This window comes from Pseudomonas sp. Z2-11 (assembly GCF_054161305.1).
Genome location: NZ_CP096395.1, coordinates 5,029,619 through 5,046,729, shown reverse-complemented (window position 1 = coordinate 5,046,729; position 17,111 = coordinate 5,029,619). Strand labels below are relative to the sequence as shown.

Below are 17,111 nucleotides of genomic sequence, written 5' to 3'. Positions count from 1 at the left end.
TGTCGCATGTCCTTCGAGTTGCTTGCTACCGATGGCAAGGCTCGTCGCGGTCGTCTGACCTTCCCCCGCGGTACGGTGGAAACCCCCGCGTTCATGCCGGTGGGCACCTACGGCACGGTCAAGGGCATGCTGCCGCGTGACATCGTTGCCACGGGTGCGGAGATCATCCTCGGCAACACCTTCCACCTGTGGCTGCGTCCGGGCATGGAAGTGATCAAGGCCCACGGCGACCTGCACGATTTCATGCAATGGAAAGGCCCGATTCTGACCGACTCCGGCGGTTTCCAGGTGTTCAGCCTCGGCGCCATGCGCAAGATCAAGGAGGAGGGCGTGACCTTCGCCTCGCCGGTCGACGGCTCCAAGGTGTTCATGGGCCCGGAAGAGTCGATGCAGGTGCAGCGCGACCTGGGTTCGGACATCGTGATGATCTTCGACGAATGCACGCCGTACCCGGCCGATGAAGACGTGGCGCGGGTGTCGATGGAGCTGTCGTTGCGCTGGGCCCAGCGCTCGAAGAATGCTCATGGCGAAAACACGGCGGCGCTGTTCGGCATCGTGCAGGGCGGCATGCACCAGGATTTGCGCATGCGCTCGCTGGAAGGCCTCGACAAGATCGGCTTCGACGGTCTGGCGATTGGCGGCCTGTCGGTGGGCGAACCGAAGCACGAGATGATCAAGGTGCTCGATTACCTGCCGGGCCAGATGCCCGCTGACAAACCTCGTTACCTTATGGGCGTTGGCAAACCGGAAGATCTGGTTGAGGGTGTGCGCCGCGGGGTGGACATGTTCGATTGCGTGATGCCAACCCGTAATGCCCGCAATGGGCATCTGTTCATCGACACTGGTGTGCTGAAGATCCGTAACGCGTTCCATCGCCATGATGATTCGCCGCTCGATCCGACGTGCGATTGCTATACCTGCCAGAACTTCTCCCGCGCTTATCTGCATCATTTGGACAAGTGCGGCGAAATGCTCGGCAGCATGCTCAATACCATCCACAATTTGCGCCATTATCAGGTGCTTATGGCTGGTTTGCGCGAGGCTATCCAACAGGGTACATTGGCCGCCTTTGTCGAGGCCTTCTATGCCAAGCGCGGGTTGCCTGTTCCGCCTTTGGACTGAGTTTTCCGATCCCTAGATTCAATATTTGCAACTGGAGTGCTAAATGAGCTTTTTTATCTCTAATGCCATGGCTGACGCGGCTGCACCTGCTGCTGCCAGCCCTATGGGTGGCGGTTTCGAGTGGATTTTCCTGGTCGGCTTCCTGGTCATCTTCTACCTGATGATCTGGCGTCCACAGGCCAAGCGCGCCAAAGAGCAGAAGAACCTGCTCGGCAGCTTGCAGAAAGGTGATGAAGTGGTCACCACCGGCGGCATCGCCGGCAAGATCACCAAAGTGGCGGATGACTTCGTGGTTCTGGAAGTGTCCGACACTGTTGAAATGAAGTTTCAGAAGGGCGCCATCGCGGCCACGCTGCCAAAAGGCACGCTGAAAGCGATCTAAGTAACAACTTCTCTTCAATCGACGGGGCGCGCAAGGCGCCCCGCGTCATAAGCGGGCGGCGTGATGCTGAACAAATACCCTCTGTGGAAATACCTACTGATCCTGGCAGTGCTGGCGGTCGGTGTGATTTATTCCGCTCCCAATCTCTACCCGGATGACCCGGCCATTCAGGTCAGTGGCGCCAGCACGGCGTTGCAGGTCACCCAGGCCGATCTGGACCGCGCGAGCGCTGCGCTCAAGGCGTCCAATATCGAAGTCAAGGCTGCGTCCATCGCCGAAAACGGCAAGGGCGGCCTGTTGCGCCTGGTCAAATCTGAAGACCAGTTGCCGGCCAAGGATGTGGTACGCAAGGCGTTGGGCGACGATTACGTTGTGGCCCTGAACCTGGCCCAGACCACCCCGCAGTGGCTGCGCAATCTTGGCGCCCACCCAATGAAGCTGGGCCTGGACTTGTCCGGCGGTGTGCACTTCCTGCTGGAAGTGGACATGGAAAAAGCCCTCGATGCGCGTCTGAAAGTCTACGAAGGCGACGTCAAGAGCCTGCTGCGTAAAGAGCGCGTGCGTTATCGCAGCCTGCCGCAGTTCGAAGGTGCCATTCAGCTGGGCTTCAGCGATGAAGATGCCCGCGAACAGGCCCATGCCCTGATCCGCAAGAATTTCAACGATTTCGACATTGTGCCGGCCGACCTCAATGGTCAGGCGGTGCTGCGTCTGGCGATGACCCCGGCCAAGCTGGCGGAAATCCGCGAATACTCCATCAAGCAGAACTTGACCACGGTGCGTAACCGCGTCAACGAGCTGGGTGTGGCCGAGCCGATCGTCCAGCGCCAGGGCGCCAACCGCATCGTGGTTGAGTTGCCGGGTGTGCAGGACACTGCCGAAGCCAAGCGTATCCTCGGCAAGACCGCCAACCTGGAATTCCGCCTGGCCGCTGAGCCGGGTGCTTCCAAGGCGACTTCCGAGAGCTTCGAGTTCCGCGAAGGCGGTCGTCCGGCGGCGCAGATCGAGCGCGGCCTGATCATCACCGGTGACCAGGTGACCGACGCCCAGGCGGGCTTCGACGAGCAAGGTCGTCCACAGGTGAACATCCGTCTCGACGGCCACGGCGGCGAACTGATGAGCCGCGCCACGCGCAGCAACGTCGGGCGCAGCATGGCGGTGATCTTCATCGAGCAGAAGCCGACCACCACCTACACCAAACAGATGGTCAATGGCGTCGAGAAAGACGTGCCGGTCCAGACCTTCAAGGAAGAGAAGAAGATCATCAGCCTGGCGACCATCCAGTCGCCACTGGGCAGCCAGTTCCGCATCACCGGCCTGAACGGCCAGGGCGAATCCTCGGAGCTGGCCCTGCTGCTGCGTGCCGGTGGCCTGGCCGCGCCGATGTACTTCGCTGAAGAACGCACCATCGGCCCGAGCCTGGGTGCCGACAACATCACCAAGGGCGTCGATGCATCCCTGTGGGGCATGCTGTTCGTGTCGCTGTTCATCATCGCCATCTACCGCTTCTTCGGCCTGATCGCCACGGTTGCGCTGGCGGTGAACATGGTGCTGTTGCTGGCCCTGATGTCGTTGCTGGGCGCCACGCTGACCCTGCCGGGTATCGCCGGTATCGTCTTGACGATGGGTATGGCGGTGGACGCCAACGTGCTGATCTTCTCGCGGATACGTGAAGAGATTGCTGCGGGCATGTCGATCCAACGGGCAATCAACGAAGGCTTCGGCCGGGCATTCACCGCGATTCTCGACTCCAACCTGACCACGTTGCTGGTCGGCGGGATTCTCTTTGCCATGGGCACCGGCCCGGTCAAGGGCTTCGCAGTGACCATGTCCCTCGGGATCTTTACCTCGATGTTCACAGCCATCATGGTGACCCGCGCAATGGTCAACCTGATCTTTGGCGGTCGTGACTTCAAGAAGTTGTGGATTTAAGGGGCTGCCATGTTACGTACAATCAACTTCATGGGCGTTCGCAACATTGCGTTCGGCGTCACATTGTTCCTCACGGCACTGGCGTTGTTCAGCTGGGCCACCAAGGGCCTGAACTATGGCCTGGACTTCACCGGCGGTACGCTCATCGAGCTGACCTACGAGCGTCCGGCCGACGTCACCAAGGTGCGTGAGCAACTGGCGAGCTCGGGCTACAGCGATGCCGTGGTGCAGAGCTTTGGCGCCACCACCGATTTGCTGGTGCGTATGCCGGGTGAAGACCCGCAACTGGGCCACCAGGTCGCCGAGGCCTTGCAGAAGGCCGGTGGCGATAACCCGGCCCAGGTCAAGCGCGTCGAGTTCGTCGGTCCGCAGGTGGGAGAGGAGCTGCGCGACCAGGGCGGCCTCGGCATGCTGTTGGCGCTGGGCGGCGTGATGCTCTACCTGGCTTTCCGCTTCCAGTGGAAGTTCGCGGTCGGCGCGATTGTCTCGCTGATCCACGACGTGATCGTGACCGTGGGTATCCTGTCGTTCTTCCAGATCACCTTCGACCTGACGGTGCTGGCGGCGGTGCTGGCGATCATCGGTTACTCGCTCAACGACACCATCGTCGTGTTCGATCGGGTGCGCGAAAACTTCCGAGTGCTGCGCAAGGCCTCGTTGATCGAGAACATCAACATCTCGACCACCCAGACCCTGCTGCGGACCATGGCGACATCGATCTCCACCTTGCTGGCGATTGTCGCGCTGCTGGTGTTTGGCGGCGACAACCTGTTCGGCTTCTCCATCGCGCTGTTCATCGGTGTGATGGCGGGTACCTACTCGTCGATCTATATCGCCAACGTGGTGCTGATCTGGCTGAACCTGAGTTCCGAGGACCTGATTCCTCCGGCGGCCACCGAGACCGAGGTGGACGACCGCCCGTAAGGCTCGGTTTTCCGTCCGTCACCGCTCAAAAGGCGCGAGTTGAACTCGCGCCTTTTTTTGTGCTCCAAGGCTGGGAGAAGCGCGGATTAATCCGCTTGTGATGGTCAGGAGGTTCAAGTGAACAAATCGATGCTGGTTGGTGCGGTATTGGGTGCTGTCGGTGTAACAGCCGGTGGTGCGGTCGCCACCTACAGCTTGGTAAAAAGTGGCCCTGAGTATGCGCAAGTACTGGCCGTGGACCCGGTCAAGACCCAGATCAAGACCCCGCGTGAAGTGTGCAAGGACGTGACAGTGACCCGGCAGAAGCCGGTTCAGGATCAACACCAGATCGCCGGCACCGTGCTCGGCGCCGTGGCCGGTGGCCTGTTGGGCAACCAGATCGGCGGCGGCAACGGCAAGAAGATTGCCACCGTGGCGGGTGCGGCCGGCGGCGGTTATGCCGGTAACAAGATTCAGGAAGGCATGCAGGAGCGCGACACGTACACCACCACCCAGACTCGCTGCAACACCGTCAATGACATCAGCGACAAGGTTGTAGGCTACGACGTTCGCTACATGCTCGACGGCAAGGAAGGCAAAGTCCGTATGGACCGCGACCCGGGCAACCAGATCCCGGTCAGCAAGGAAGGTCAACTGATCCTGGGCCAGAACGAACCGGCCCAGTAATCCACCGCTATGAAAAAGCACCCTCCGGGGTGCTTTTTTTTGCCCGCAGTCCTGCCCCACTCCCATCTCCCGGTGGGAGCGAGCCTGCTCGCGAAAGCGGTGGCTCAGTCTGCTTTATATTCAAGGTGTAACCCATCGTGGCGAGGGAGCTTGCTCCCGCTCGGTTGCGCAGCGACCGCAAGATCTTGGGTCTGCTGCGCAGCCCAGCGGGAGCAAGCTCCCTCGCCACGGATTACCTGTATCCGGGTAAAGTGACAGGCATAAAAAAAGCACCCCGAAGGGTGCTTCTCTTGAGCCGAGCGGCTTAGCGCTTCAGCGAGGCCGGCAGGTGCGGCTGGATCGCCGTCAGCACAGCCTTGAAGCATTTGGTGTTGCCGGCAACGATGTGGCCTTTTTCAAGGAAATCGTGGCCGCCGGTGAAGTCGCTCACCAAGCCACCCGCTTCCTGGATCAACAGGGCGCCTGCCGCCATGTCCCACTCGGACAGGCCCGATTCCCAGAACGCATCGAAACGACCGGCAGCTACATAGGCCAGGTCCAGGCTCGCGGCACCGGCGCGGCGGATGCCGGCGGTCTGGCCGACCAGGGCGCGGAACATGCCCAGGTAATTGTCGAGGTTGTCCATCTGGTCATCACGGAACGGGAAACCGGTGCCCAGCAGGGCGCCGTCCAGGCTGGTGCGGCCGCTGACGCGCAGGCGGCGACCGTTCAGTTGGGCGCCACGGCCACGGCTGGCGGTGAATTCTTCCTGACGAACCGGGTCCAGCACGACGGCGTGTTCCAGGCGGCCACGGTATTTGCAGGCGATGCTGACAGCGAAGTGAGGAATGCCGCGCAGGAAGTTGGTGGTACCGTCCAGCGGATCGATGATCCACAGGTACTCTTCGCCTTCGATGCCGGTACCGGCGTGCATGCCGGTCTCTTCACCGAGGATGGAGTGGTTCGGGTAAGCCTTGCGCAGGGCGTCGACGATTTTCTGTTCGGCGGCGCGATCAACCTCGGACACGTAGTCCTTGGCATCTTTTTCATCGACCTTGATGGTATCCAGGCGCTCGATGGAGCGGAAGATCAGTTCACTGGCGCTGCGGGCGGCGCGCAGCGCGATATTCAGCATGGGCTGCATGGATGTGTCACCTAAGGTTGTTAAAGAAAGCCGCGCATTCTATCAGAAAGTTTTCACAGGAGAAGGTTGGTGTTCGCTTTCATAGCTTAACGGTAGGTGCTTAGGTAAGATTTGCTCCCTTTTATATGTTCGAGAGCGCCTCCCTTGTTGCAGAACATTCGTGTCGTCCTGGTCAATACCAGCCATCCGGGTAACATCGGCGGAGCTGCGCGGGCCATGAAGAACATGGGCCTGTCGCGGTTGGTGCTGGTCGAGCCGCGCTCGTTTCCCCATCACGAAGCCGACGCGCGGGCATCCGGCGCCGGTGACATTCTCGCCAGTGCCCAGGTCGTCGCCACCCTGGAAGACGCCCTGGTGGGTTGCAACCTGGTGCTCGGCACCAGCGCCCGCGACCGCCGTATCCCCTGGCCGCTGCTCGATCCTCGCGAATGCGGCACCAAGGTGGTCGAGGAGGCGGGGCAGGGCGCGGAAATCGCCTTGGTATTCGGCCGTGAAGATTCCGGCCTCACCAATGAAGAGCTGCAGCGATGTCATTTTCACGTGCATATCCCCTCCGACCCCGGCTTCAGCTCGCTGAACCTCGGGGCGGCGGTGCAGGTGTTGAGCTATGAAGTGCGCATGGCCTGGCTGCAAGCCGAAGGCCAGCCCAGCAAGGTAGAAAAATTCGAGGCGACGTCGCCGCGCAGTGAGACACTGGCGACCATGGACGAGCTGGAGCGATTTTATGAACACCTGGAACAGACCTTGGTGGACATCGAATTCCTCGACCCGGACAAGCCTCGGCACTTGATGGCGCGCCTGCGTCGGTTGTACGGACGAAGCTCGGTGAGCCGGGCGGAAATGAATATATTGCGCGGCATCCTCACGGAAACCCAGAAAGCGGCCCGTGGCGAGCTGATTAAGCGGAAGGAATAAAATGTTCGAACGTTTGCGTGAAGATATCCAGAGCGTCTTCCATCGTGACCCGGCGGCGCGCAATGCCTTTGAAGTGCTGACCTGCTACCCCGGCATGCACGCCATCTGGATCCATCGCCTGTCCGGCGCCTTGTGGAACATGGGCTGGAAATGGCTGGCGCGGCTGGTCTCGAACTTCGGCCGCTGGCTGACCGGCATCGAGATCCATCCGGGCGCCAAGGTCGGCCGGCGGTTCTTCATCGATCACGGCATGGGCATCGTCATCGGCGAGACCGCCGAGATCGGCGACGACGTGACGCTCTATCAGGGCGTGACTCTTGGCGGCACCAGCTGGAACAAAGGCAAGCGCCATCCGACCCTCGAAAACGGCGTTGTCGTCGGTGCTGGCGCCAAGGTGCTCGGCCCGTTCACCGTGGGCGCGGGAGCGAAAGTCGGCTCCAACGCCGTGGTCACCAAGGCCGTGCCGCCCGGCGCGACCGTGGTGGGTATTCCGGGGCGGATCATCGTCAAATCGGACGAAGAGCAGGACGCCCGGCGCAAGGCCATGGCCGAGAAGATCGGCTTCGACGCCTACGGTGTCGGCGAAGACATGCCCGACCCGGTGGCGCGCGCCATCAACCAGTTGCTCGATCACCTGCAAGCGGTGGACGGGCGCCTGGAGGGGATGTGCGGCGCACTGAAGGAGCTGGGGAGTGATTATTGTGCCAAGGATCTGCCGGAACTGCGCGAGGAAGACTTTGCGTGCGTGAAGGACAAGGACCAAAGCCAGGCTAGCTGAAACCCGGCAGGCCTCTTCGCGAGCAGGCTCGCTCCCGCACTGGGCCGCCAGCCCCTGTGGGAGCGAGCCTGCTCGCGAAGAACGATGACGCGGTATGGCTGGTCGTTAGCCACCTACCTTTGCTATCATTCGCGCGCTCTTTTGCGGGTAAACCCGAGTAAAGCACTAGGTCTTATACTTGACTTAAATACTCGGGAATTGCATACTCGCCCCCATTCCGAACTTCGTGGTAATTGTCCATGCGACTGACTACAAAAGGCCGATACGCCGTGACCGCAATGCTGGATCTGGCATTGCATGCGCAGCACGGGCCGGTGTCCCTGGCCGATATCTCCGAACGCCAGGGTATCTCCCTGTCCTACCTCGAACAGCTGTTCGCCAAGCTGCGCCGCAGCAACCTGGTCTCCAGCGTTCGTGGCCCCGGTGGCGGCTACCAGCTGTCGCGCGAGATGCAAGGCATCCAGGTCGCCCAGGTGATCGATGCCGTGAACGAATCGGTCGATGCGACCAAGTGCCAAGGGCTGGGCGACTGCCACGGCGGCGATACTTGCCTGACCCATCATCTGTGGTGCGATTTGAGCCTGCAGATTCACGAATTTCTGAGTGGTATCAGCTTGGCCGACCTTGTGACTCGCCGTGAGGTGCAAGAAGTAGCCCAGCGTCAGGACCAGCGCCGTTGCAATGGCAAGGCGCCGCACCTGGACAAGATTGAAGCGTCCGCCGTCGAATGACTGCCGCAGAGCACGCGGAACGCCAGCCAGCCTGATTTAGGAGAGAGTCCATGAAATTGCCGATTTACCTTGATTACTCTGCGACCACCCCGGTTGATCCGCGTGTCGCGCAAAAGATGAGTGAATGCCTGCTGGTCGACGGAAACTTCGGCAACCCGGCCTCGCGTTCCCACGTGTTCGGCTGGAAAGCCGAAGAGTCGGTCGAAAACGCCCGTCGCCAGGTCGCCGACCTGGTCAATGCCGACCCCCGCGAGATCGTCTGGACCTCCGGTGCCACCGAGTCCGACAACCTGGCAATCAAGGGTGTCGCGCATTTCTACCACACCAAGGGCAAGCACCTGATCACCTCCAAGATCGAGCACAAGGCTGTCCTGGACACCATGCGCCAACTGGAGCGTGAAGGCTTCGAAGTCACCTACATCGAGCCCGGTGAAGACGGCATCATCACCCCGGCCATGGTCGAAGCCGTACTGCGCGACGACACCATCCTGGTTTCGATCATGCACGTGAACAACGAAATCGGCACCGTCAACGACATCGCGGCGATCGGCGAACTGACCCGTTCCAAGGGCGTCCTGTTCCACGTCGACGGCGCGCAGTCCACCGGCAAGGTCGACATCGACCTGTCCAAGCTGAAAGTCGACCTGATGTCGTTCTCGGCCCACAAGACTTATGGCCCTAAAGGCATCGGCGCCCTGTACGTCAGCCGCAAGCCGCGTGTTCGCCTCGAAGCGACCATGCACGGCGGCGGTCACGAGCGTGGCATGCGTTCCGGTACCCTGGCGACCCACCAGATCGTTGGCATGGGCGAAGCCTTCCGCGTGGCCAAGGAAGACATGGCCGCCGAGAACGTGCGCATCAAGGCCTTGAGCGACCGTTTCTTCAAGCAGGTCGAGCACCTCGAAGAGCTCTACGTCAACGGCAGCATGACCGCCCGCGTTCCACACAACCTGAACCTGAGCTTCAACTACGTTGAAGGCGAGTCGCTGATCATGGCGCTCAAGGATCTGGCCGTGTCGTCCGGTTCGGCGTGCACCTCGGCGTCGCTGGAGCCTTCCTACGTACTGCGTGCCCTGGGCCGCAACGACGAACTGGCTCACAGCTCGATCCGCTTCACCTTCGGCCGCTTCACCACCGAAGAAGAAATCGATTACGCCGCGCAGAAAGTCTGCGAGGCCGTTACCAAGCTGCGTGCTCTTTCGCCGCTGTGGGACATGTACAAAGACGGCGTCGACATTTCGAAAATCGAATGGGCGGCGCACTGAGAAGTCGCCACCAGAGCGGCTCCACTGATGAGGATTGAAGCAAATGGCATATAGCGAAAAGGTCATCGACCACTACGAGAACCCGCGCAACGTCGGCAAGATGGACGCGCAGGATCCTGACGTCGGCACCGGCATGGTCGGCGCCCCGGCGTGCGGCGACGTGATGCGTCTGCAGATCAAGGTCAACGAGCAAGGCATCATCGAAGATGCCAAGTTCAAGACCTACGGCTGCGGCTCCGCCATCGCGTCCAGCTCCCTGGCCACCGAGTGGATGAAGGGCAAGACCCTCGACGAAGCCGAAACTATCAAGAACACTCAGTTGGCCGAAGAACTGGCCTTGCCGCCAGTGAAAATCCACTGCTCGGTACTCGCTGAAGACGCCATCAAGGCCGCCGTTCGCGACTACAAGCAGAAGAAAGGCTTGATCTGATCCGCGTTACGGTAAGGAGTTTCCATGGCTATCCAGATGACAGAAGCGGCAGCTAACCATATCCAGCGCTCACTTGCAGGGCGCGGCAAGGGCGAGGGTATCCGCCTGGGTGTTCGCACCACGGGTTGTTCCGGCCTCGCCTATGTACTGGAATTCGTCGACGAAGTCGGTGAAGACGATCAGGTGTTCGAGAGTCATGGTCAGAAAGTGATCATCGACCCAAAGAGCCTGACGTACCTGGACGGCACCGAGCTGGATTTCGTCAAGGAAGGGTTGAACGAAGGCTTCAAGTTCAACAACCCCAACGTGCGCGGTGAATGTGGCTGCGGCGAAAGCTTCAACATCTGAGGCTGCTCGTGGGTACTCCTTGTCATTTTGCGTTGTTCCAGTTGCAGCCTGCTTTCCAGCTGGACCTCGATCAGTTGTCCGCGCGTTATCTGGAACTGGCCCGTGGTGTCCACCCCGACCGCTTTGCCGATGCCTCCGAGGCTGAGCAGCGGCGGGCGCTCGAGCAGTCGGCGAACCTCAACGAGGCCTACCAGACGCTCAAGAGTCCGGCCAAGCGCGCGCGTTACCTGCTCGCCATCAGCGGTCATGAGCTGCCCCTGGAAGTCACGGTGCACGATCCCGAGTTCCTGTTGCAGCAGATGCAATGGCGCGAGGAGCTCGAAGACCTGCAGGACAGCGCCAACCTGGCGGGTGTCGCGGTCTTCAAGCGTCGCCTGAAAGACGCCCAGCAAGAACTCAACGAGAGCTTCGCCGCCTGTTGGAACGACGCTGCGCAACGCGAACAGGCCGAACGCCTGATGCGGCGCATGCAGTTCCTCGACAAGCTGACCTACGAAGTGCGCCAGCTGGAAGAGCGCCTCGACGATTAACCCAGTGCCGCTCCGGTCGCACGCCTGATTACAGATAAGTCCTGATTACGATGGCCCTACTGCAGATCGCCGAACCCGGCCAAAGTCCACAACCGCACCAGCGTCGCCTGGCTGTCGGGATCGACTTGGGTACCACCAATTCCCTGGTCGCTGCGTTGCGCAGCGGTCTTTCCGAGCCGCTGGCCGACGAGCAGGGGCGGGTGATCCTGCCGTCTGCCGTGCGCTACCACGCCGATCGCGTCGAAGTCGGCGAGTCGGCCAAGCTGGCCGCCGCCACCGATCCACTCAATACCGTCGTGTCGGTCAAACGCTTGATGGGTCGTGGTCTGTCCGACGTCAAGCAATTGGGCGATCAACTGCCGTACCGTTTCGTCGGCGGCGAATCCCACATGCCGTTCATCGAAACCGTGCAGGGCCCGAAAAGCCCGGTAGAAGTCTCCGCCGATATCCTCAAGGTCTTGCGTCAGCGCGCCGAAGCCGCGTTGGGCGGTGAACTGGTGGGCGCGGTGATCACCGTTCCGGCCTATTTCGATGACGCCCAGCGCCAAGCCACCAAGGACGCGGCCAAGCTCGCCGGTCTCAATGTGCTGCGCCTGCTCAACGAGCCGACGGCGGCTGCGGTGGCGTACGGCCTGGACCAGCATGCCGAGGGCCTCGTCGCCATTTACGACCTGGGCGGCGGCACGTTTGATATTTCGATCCTGCGCCTGACCGGCGGTGTCTTCGAAGTCCTCGCCACCGGTGGCGACAGCGCCCTGGGCGGCGACGATTTCGATCACGCTATTGCCGGCTGGATCATCGAGCAGGCGGGCTTGTCCGCTGATCTCGATCCGGGTACCCAGCGCCATCTGCTGCAAACCGCCTGCGCCGCCAAGGAAGCCTTGACCGACGCCGCCAGCGTTGAAGTCACTTACGGCGAATGGACAGCCACGCTGACCCGCGAAGCCTTCAATGCCCTCATCGAACCCATGGTCGCCCGCAGCCTCAAGGCCTGCCGCCGTGCCGTGCGTGATTCCGGCGTCGAGCTGGAAGATGTCAAGGCCGTGGTCATGGTCGGTGGTTCGACCCGTGTGCCTCGGGTTCGCGAAGCCGTTGCCGAAGCCTTTGGCCGTCAGCCGCTGACTGAAATCGACCCGGACCAGGTGGTCGCCATCGGTGCCGCGATCCAGGCCGATACCCTGGCTGGCAACAAGCGCGAGGGCGGCGAATTGCTGCTGCTCGACGTGATTCCGTTGTCCCTGGGCCTGGAAACCATGGGCGGCCTGATGGAGAAGGTGATCCCGCGCAACACCACCATCCCCGTCGCCCGCGCCCAGGATTTCACTACTTATAAAGACGGCCAGTCGGCCATGATGATTCATGTGCTGCAAGGCGAGCGTGAATTGATCAGCGATTGCCGCTCCCTCGCGCGTTTCGAATTGCGCGGCATCCCGGCGATGGTTGCCGGCGCGGCGAAGATCCGCGTGACCTTCCAGGTCGACGCCGATGGTCTGCTCAATGTCTCCGCCCGTGAACTCGGTTCGGGCGTCGAGGCAAGCATCCAGGTCAAGCCGTCCTACGGCCTGACCGACGGCGAAATCGCCAAGATGCTCAAGGATTCGTTCCAGCACGCCAGCGACGACAAAGTCGCCCGTGTGCTGCGCGAGCAGCAGGTCGACGCCCAGCGCCTGATCGAAGCCGTGCAAGCCGCCGTCGAAGCCGACGGCGAGCGCTTGCTCGACGCCGAGGAGCGCATGGTCATCGAAATGCAGATGCAAGAACTCTCCGAATTGATCAAGGGCACCGATGGATATGCCATCGAGCAGCGGACCAAGCGTCTGTCGCAAGTCACCGATGCCTTTGCTGCCCGCCGCCTGGACTCGACGGTGAAAGCCGCCCTGGCGGGGCGCAACCTGAATGAAATCGAGGAATAACTGATGCCGCAGGTGATTTTTCTGCCCCACGAGAAGTTCTGCCCGGACGGCATGGTCGTGGAAGCCGAGCCCGGAACGTCCATTCTTGACCTGGCCCACGAACACCACATCGAGATGGAAAGCGCCTGTGGCGGCGTTTGCGCTTGCACGACCTGCCACTGCATTATTCGTGAAGGTTTCGAGTCGCTGGAAGAGGCGGACGAGCTGGAAGAAGACTTTCTTGACCGCGCCTGGGGGCTTGAGCCGCAATCGCGTCTGGGTTGCCAGGCCATCGTCGGCACTGAAGACCTGACCGTCGAAATCCCGAGATACTCACTTAACCATGCGGCCGAAGCGCCGCACTGATGGTGACACTGTCATGAGCTATGGTTGGAATGATGTACAACGCATCGCCGAAGAATTGGCCGAAGCCCACGAGGGTCTCGATCCGTACTCCGTAGGTTTCGTCCGTCTGCAGCAGATGATCCTTGAGCTGCCTGACTTCGATGCCACCTCTGGCCGAGTCGGCGAGAAGGTGTTGGAAGCGGTTCAGGAGCTCTGGGCCGCAGAATTGGACTGATCGCCTCGCAGGTTAGGCAATACCCAAGAACCCGCGTATAATTCGCGGGTTTAATTTTTCGTAAATTACCGTTTCTGGAGTTACACCATGGCTGTTCAACGTACTTTCTCCATCATCAAGCCTGACGCCGTTGCTAAAAACGTGATCGGCAAGATCGTTACCCGCTTCGAAGACGCTGGCCTGCGCGTTGTAGCTTCGAAAATGAAGCAACTGTCCAAAGCCGAAGCCGAAGGCTTCTACGCTGAGCACAGCGAGCGCGGTTTCTTCGGTGAACTGGTTGCCTTCATGACTTCCGGTCCGGTTGTCGTTCAAGTGCTGGAAGGCGAAAACGCCATCGCTCGCAACCGTGAGCTGATGGGCGCTACCAACCCTAAAGAAGCTGCTGCCGGCACCATCCGTGCTGACTTCGCTGAATCCATCGACGCCAACGCCGTCCACGGTTCGGACTCCGAAGCCGCCGCTGCTCGCGAAATCGCTTACTTTTTCTCCGCTACTGAAGTAACCACTCGCTAAGCCCAGGCTTTTGAGTGAAGGTGAATCCATGACTACATCGAACGGCAAAACCAACCTGTTGGGCCTGACCCAGCCGGAAATGGAGAAATTCTTCGACTCGATCGGGGAGAAGCGTTTCCGTGCCGGTCAGGTGATGAAATGGATTCACCACTTTGGCGTCGACGATTTCGACGCCATGACGAATGTCGGCAAGGCCCTGCGCGAAAAGCTCAAGGCCGTTGCCGAGATTCGCGGCCCCGAAGTGGTCAGCCAGGACATTTCCAGCGACGGCACCCGCAAGTGGGTGGTGCGCGTGGCGTCCGGCAGCTGCGTCGAGACCGTCTACATTCCCCAGGGCAAGCGCGGCACCTTGTGCGTTTCGTCCCAGGCAGGCTGTGCCCTGGATTGCAGTTTCTGCTCCACCGGCAAGCAAGGCTTCAACAGCAACCTCACCGCCGCCGAAGTGATCGGCCAGGTGTGGATTGCCAACAAATCCTTTGGCAGCGTCCCGGCAACCGTCGACCGTGCCATCACCAACGTGGTGATGATGGGCATGGGTGAGCCGCTGCTGAACTTCGACAACGTCGTCGCCGCCATGCACCTGATGATGGATGACCTGGGCTACGGCATCTCCAAGCGCCGCGTGACCCTGTCCACCTCAGGCGTGGTGCCGATGATCGATGAGCTGGCCAAGCACATCGACGTCTCGCTGGCGTTGTCGCTGCACGCACCGAATGACGCATTGCGTAACCAATTGGTGCCGATCAACAAGAAGTATCCGCTTAAGATGCTGCTCGAGTCGTGCCAGCGCTACATGTCGTCCCTGGGCGAAAAGCGCGTGCTGACCATCGAGTACACCTTGCTCAAGGACGTGAATGACAAGGTTGAACACGCGGTCGAGATGATCGAGCTGCTCAAGAACATCCCGTGCAAGATCAACCTGATCCCGTTCAACCCGTTCCCGCATTCCGGCTACGAGCGTCCGAGCAACAATGCGATTCGTCGGTTCCAGGATCAGCTTCACCACGCTGGCTTCAACGTCACCGTGCGCACCACCCGTGGCGAAGACATCGATGCCGCGTGTGGCCAATTGGTAGGACAGGTGCTGGATCGCACCCGTCGCAGCGAACGCTACATTGCCGTGCGCGAATTGAACGCCGCGGACGATGCAGTACAGAACGCTGCGAACAGTCACTAAGAGAGGAACTCTATGTCCCTGCGCTTTGCGCTGCTGTTGCTGTTGGCCGGCCTTTGTTCCGGTTGTGTTCTGTCGGGCGACTATAACCCGATGAAAACCAGCAAGGGCCGTGACGAAGCGCGCGAGGCCTATGTGCAGCTGGGCATCGGCTATTTGCAACAGGGCATGACCGAGCGGGCCAAGGTGCCGCTCAAGAAGGCCCTGGAGCTGGACAGCTCGGACGCCGATGCCAATGCGGCGCTGGCCCTGGTGTTCCAGGCCGAGATGGAGCCGGAACTGGCCGACGAGCACTTTCGCAAGGCGTTGTCCGCCCGCCCGCAAGACGCCCGGATCCTCAACAACTACGGCAGCTTCCTCTACGAGCAGGCACGCTACAAGGAAGCCTACGAGCGCTTCGAGCAAGCGGCCGCCGATACCCTTTACCCTGAGCGTTCGCGGGTGTTCGAGAACCTCGGCATGACCGCCGCGAAACTCGGCCAGCGTGACCTGGCCCGCCAGCAGCTCGAAAAGGCGCTGCGGCTCAACCGCCAGCAACCGCGCGCGTTGCTGGAAATGGCTGAGTTGTCTTACGAAGACAGGCATTATGTGCCCGCTCGCGACTATTACGAGCGGTTTAGCCTGCTCAGCGAGCAAAATGCACGTAGTCTATTGCTCGGCGTTCGGCTGGCGCATGTGTTTGAAGATCGTGACAAGGCCGCCAGTTATGGCCTGCAACTCAAAAGACTCTATCCCGGTACGCCGGAATATCAGCAATACCTGTCGGAGCAATGATGAAAGCGGCGCATCCCGAAGTTGTAGCAGCGACTCGCGTAAATCCCGGTGAGACCCTGCGTCAAGCCCGCGAAAGCAATGGTTGGTCGCTGGCCGAAGTGGCCCTCAAGCTCAATCTCACCGTGACTTCCCTGAGCAACCTGGAAGCCGGCGCGTTCGACAAATTGCCTGGGCATACTTTCGCCCGGGGCTACATCCGCGCCTATGCCAAGTTGCTTGGCATGGACCAGACCGTGCTGGTCCAGCAATTCGATCAATACACCGGTTCCGACGCCCAGGGCAGCAGTGTGCACAGCCTGGGCCGTATCGAGGAGCCAGTGCGCGTTTCCCATACCATTTTGCGTATCGTCAGCCTGTTGCTGCTGATCGCGGTGATCGGTGGCGGTTTCGTCTGGTGGCAGGATCAGGCTTCCTTGCGCAGCAAGGAGCCGGTTGCGATGAACCCTGAGCATGTCGAAGTCGAAGGCGCCGACGGCACCACCCAGATTCATCCGCTGGATGAGCCGGAAGACCAGGCTGTTGTCGAGGGGCAGACTGAGGGTGAAACCGCCCTGGCATTGCCTCAAGGCCAGGACAGCGGCGAGACCGATGCCGCCGCGGGGGCCGAGCCTGTCGTGCCATCCGTTCCCGCGCCAGCCCCAACGCCTGCCGCCCCCACGGCTCCGGCCCATGCCGGCAGCGCGCCGACCACCCCGGCGGCTCCTGCTCCTGGCACGCCAGCGCCAACCGTGGCCGCTCCGGCCGTGCCAGCAGCGCCAGCAACCCCCGCGGCCCCGGCTCCTGCGCCTGGCGATGGCCAGGTACAGATCCAGTTCACCGCCGATTGCTGGACGCAGATTACCGACGGCAACGGCAAGGTCCTGTTCAGCGGCCTCAAGCGCAAGGGCGACAGCACGTCCGTCAACGGCAGGCCGCCGTTTGCCGTACGCCTGGGCTATGCCCGTGGCGCGCAGGTCAGCTACAACGGCCAGCCGGTCGATGTGGCTCCGTTCACCAGTGGCGAGACCGCTCGCCTGAAGTTGGGTCAATAAG

At 61.1% G+C, this 17,111-nt stretch carries 20 protein-coding genes; 19 read left to right on the top strand and 1 reads right to left on the bottom strand.

What is annotated here, in order from left to right; genetic code table 11:
• Nucleotides 1–6 precede the first annotated feature (6 nt).
• The 5 genes from tgt to M1E16_RS22395 all read left to right on the top strand — a co-directional run bounded on the left by tgt (nucleotide 7) and on the right by M1E16_RS22395 (nucleotide 5,026).
• Nucleotides 7–1,122 (top strand): tRNA guanosine(34) transglycosylase Tgt, encoded by a 1,116-nt coding sequence (tgt, locus tag M1E16_RS22415; protein WP_305501181.1) that lies wholly within the window; start codon nucleotides 7–9, stop codon nucleotides 1,120–1,122.
• A gap of 43 nt (nucleotides 1,123–1,165) precedes the next feature.
• On the top strand, nucleotides 1,166–1,504 hold the full coding sequence (gene yajC, locus M1E16_RS22410) for a preprotein translocase subunit YajC (RefSeq protein ID WP_305498975.1): 339 nt from the start codon (nucleotides 1,166–1,168) through the stop codon (nucleotides 1,502–1,504).
• Nucleotides 1,505–1,567: 63 nt separating this feature from the next.
• Entirely contained in the window at nucleotides 1,568–3,436 is a 1,869-nt protein-coding gene (gene secD / locus M1E16_RS22405; RefSeq protein WP_458128396.1) for a protein translocase subunit SecD, read from the top strand.
• A 9-nt stretch (nucleotides 3,437–3,445) separates the two neighbouring features.
• Entirely contained in the window at nucleotides 3,446–4,360 is a 915-nt protein-coding gene (gene secF, locus M1E16_RS22400) for a protein translocase subunit SecF (protein ID WP_434571964.1), read from the top strand.
• Between the two features lie 117 nt (nucleotides 4,361–4,477).
• Entirely contained in the window at nucleotides 4,478–5,026 is a 549-nt protein-coding gene (locus tag M1E16_RS22395; RefSeq protein ID WP_458128395.1) for a glycine zipper 2TM domain-containing protein, read from the top strand.
• 304 nt (nucleotides 5,027–5,330) lie between these two features.
• Here M1E16_RS22395 and suhB read toward each other — a convergent pair whose 3' ends face one another.
• Entirely contained in the window at nucleotides 5,331–6,149 is an 819-nt protein-coding gene (gene suhB / locus M1E16_RS22390) for a type III secretion system regulator SuhB (protein WP_003185165.1), read from the bottom strand.
• Nucleotides 6,150–6,293: 144 nt separating this feature from the next.
• Here suhB and trmJ point away from each other — a divergent pair, with 144 nt between their 5' ends.
• The 14 genes from trmJ to M1E16_RS22320 all read left to right on the top strand — a co-directional run bounded on the left by trmJ (nucleotide 6,294) and on the right by M1E16_RS22320 (nucleotide 17,110).
• Complete coding sequence (gene trmJ, locus M1E16_RS22385) at nucleotides 6,294–7,064, top strand: tRNA (cytosine(32)/uridine(32)-2'-O)-methyltransferase TrmJ (RefSeq protein ID WP_458128394.1); 771 nt, start codon at nucleotides 6,294–6,296, stop codon at nucleotides 7,062–7,064.
• Between the two features lies 1 nt (nucleotide 7,065).
• The gene (cysE, locus tag M1E16_RS22380; protein ID WP_434655882.1) at nucleotides 7,066–7,842 is read left to right on the top strand and encodes a serine O-acetyltransferase; all 777 of its coding nucleotides are present in this window, start codon (nucleotides 7,066–7,068) and stop codon (nucleotides 7,840–7,842) included.
• 239 nt (nucleotides 7,843–8,081) lie between these two features.
• Nucleotides 8,082–8,573, top strand: coding sequence for a Fe-S cluster assembly transcriptional regulator IscR (iscR, locus tag M1E16_RS22375; protein WP_030139599.1), 492 nt, complete (start codon nucleotides 8,082–8,084; stop codon nucleotides 8,571–8,573).
• A 50-nt stretch (nucleotides 8,574–8,623) separates the two neighbouring features.
• Nucleotides 8,624–9,838 carry an IscS subfamily cysteine desulfurase gene (locus M1E16_RS22370; protein ID WP_434571968.1) on the top strand — a complete coding sequence of 405 codons (1,215 nt, stop codon included), beginning with the start codon at nucleotides 8,624–8,626 and terminating at the stop codon, nucleotides 9,836–9,838.
• Nucleotides 9,839–9,881: 43 nt separating this feature from the next.
• Nucleotides 9,882–10,268: a Fe-S cluster assembly scaffold IscU gene (gene iscU, locus M1E16_RS22365; RefSeq protein WP_003185157.1), complete on the top strand. Its 387-nt coding sequence runs from the start codon at nucleotides 9,882–9,884 to the stop codon at nucleotides 10,266–10,268.
• Nucleotides 10,269–10,292: 24 nt separating this feature from the next.
• Nucleotides 10,293–10,616 (top strand): iron-sulfur cluster assembly protein IscA, encoded by a 324-nt coding sequence (iscA, locus tag M1E16_RS22360; RefSeq protein WP_003185155.1) that lies wholly within the window; start codon nucleotides 10,293–10,295, stop codon nucleotides 10,614–10,616.
• Nucleotides 10,617–10,624: 8 nt separating this feature from the next.
• On the top strand, nucleotides 10,625–11,146 hold the full coding sequence (hscB, locus tag M1E16_RS22355) for a co-chaperone HscB (RefSeq protein ID WP_458128393.1): 522 nt from the start codon (nucleotides 10,625–10,627) through the stop codon (nucleotides 11,144–11,146).
• A 50-nt stretch (nucleotides 11,147–11,196) separates the two neighbouring features.
• Nucleotides 11,197–13,059, top strand: a complete 1,863-nt coding sequence (gene hscA / locus M1E16_RS22350; protein ID WP_458128392.1) for a Fe-S protein assembly chaperone HscA — start codon at nucleotides 11,197–11,199, stop codon at nucleotides 13,057–13,059.
• A gap of 3 nt (nucleotides 13,060–13,062) precedes the next feature.
• Entirely contained in the window at nucleotides 13,063–13,404 is a 342-nt protein-coding gene (gene fdx, locus M1E16_RS22345; RefSeq protein WP_434571971.1) for an ISC system 2Fe-2S type ferredoxin, read from the top strand.
• Nucleotides 13,405–13,417: 13 nt separating this feature from the next.
• Nucleotides 13,418–13,618 carry a Fe-S cluster assembly protein IscX gene (gene iscX / locus M1E16_RS22340; RefSeq protein WP_016773328.1) on the top strand — a complete coding sequence of 67 codons (201 nt, stop codon included), beginning with the start codon at nucleotides 13,418–13,420 and terminating at the stop codon, nucleotides 13,616–13,618.
• A gap of 87 nt (nucleotides 13,619–13,705) precedes the next feature.
• The gene (ndk, locus tag M1E16_RS22335) at nucleotides 13,706–14,131 is read left to right on the top strand and encodes a nucleoside-diphosphate kinase (RefSeq protein WP_042727994.1); all 426 of its coding nucleotides are present in this window, start codon (nucleotides 13,706–13,708) and stop codon (nucleotides 14,129–14,131) included.
• 28 nt (nucleotides 14,132–14,159) lie between these two features.
• Nucleotides 14,160–15,308 (top strand): 23S rRNA (adenine(2503)-C(2))-methyltransferase RlmN, encoded by a 1,149-nt coding sequence (gene rlmN, locus M1E16_RS22330; protein WP_092202362.1) that lies wholly within the window; start codon nucleotides 14,160–14,162, stop codon nucleotides 15,306–15,308.
• 12 nt (nucleotides 15,309–15,320) lie between these two features.
• A complete protein-coding gene (pilW, locus tag M1E16_RS22325; RefSeq protein ID WP_305498992.1) occupies nucleotides 15,321–16,079 on the top strand; it encodes a type IV pilus biogenesis/stability protein PilW in 759 nt (252 codons plus the stop codon).
• Nucleotides 16,079–17,110 carry a RodZ domain-containing protein gene (locus tag M1E16_RS22320; protein ID WP_458128391.1) on the top strand — a complete coding sequence of 344 codons (1,032 nt, stop codon included), beginning with the start codon at nucleotides 16,079–16,081 and terminating at the stop codon, nucleotides 17,108–17,110. The genes pilW and M1E16_RS22320 overlap by 1 nt, the downstream gene beginning before the upstream one ends.
• The last annotated feature ends 1 nt before the right edge of the window (nucleotide 17,111 follow it).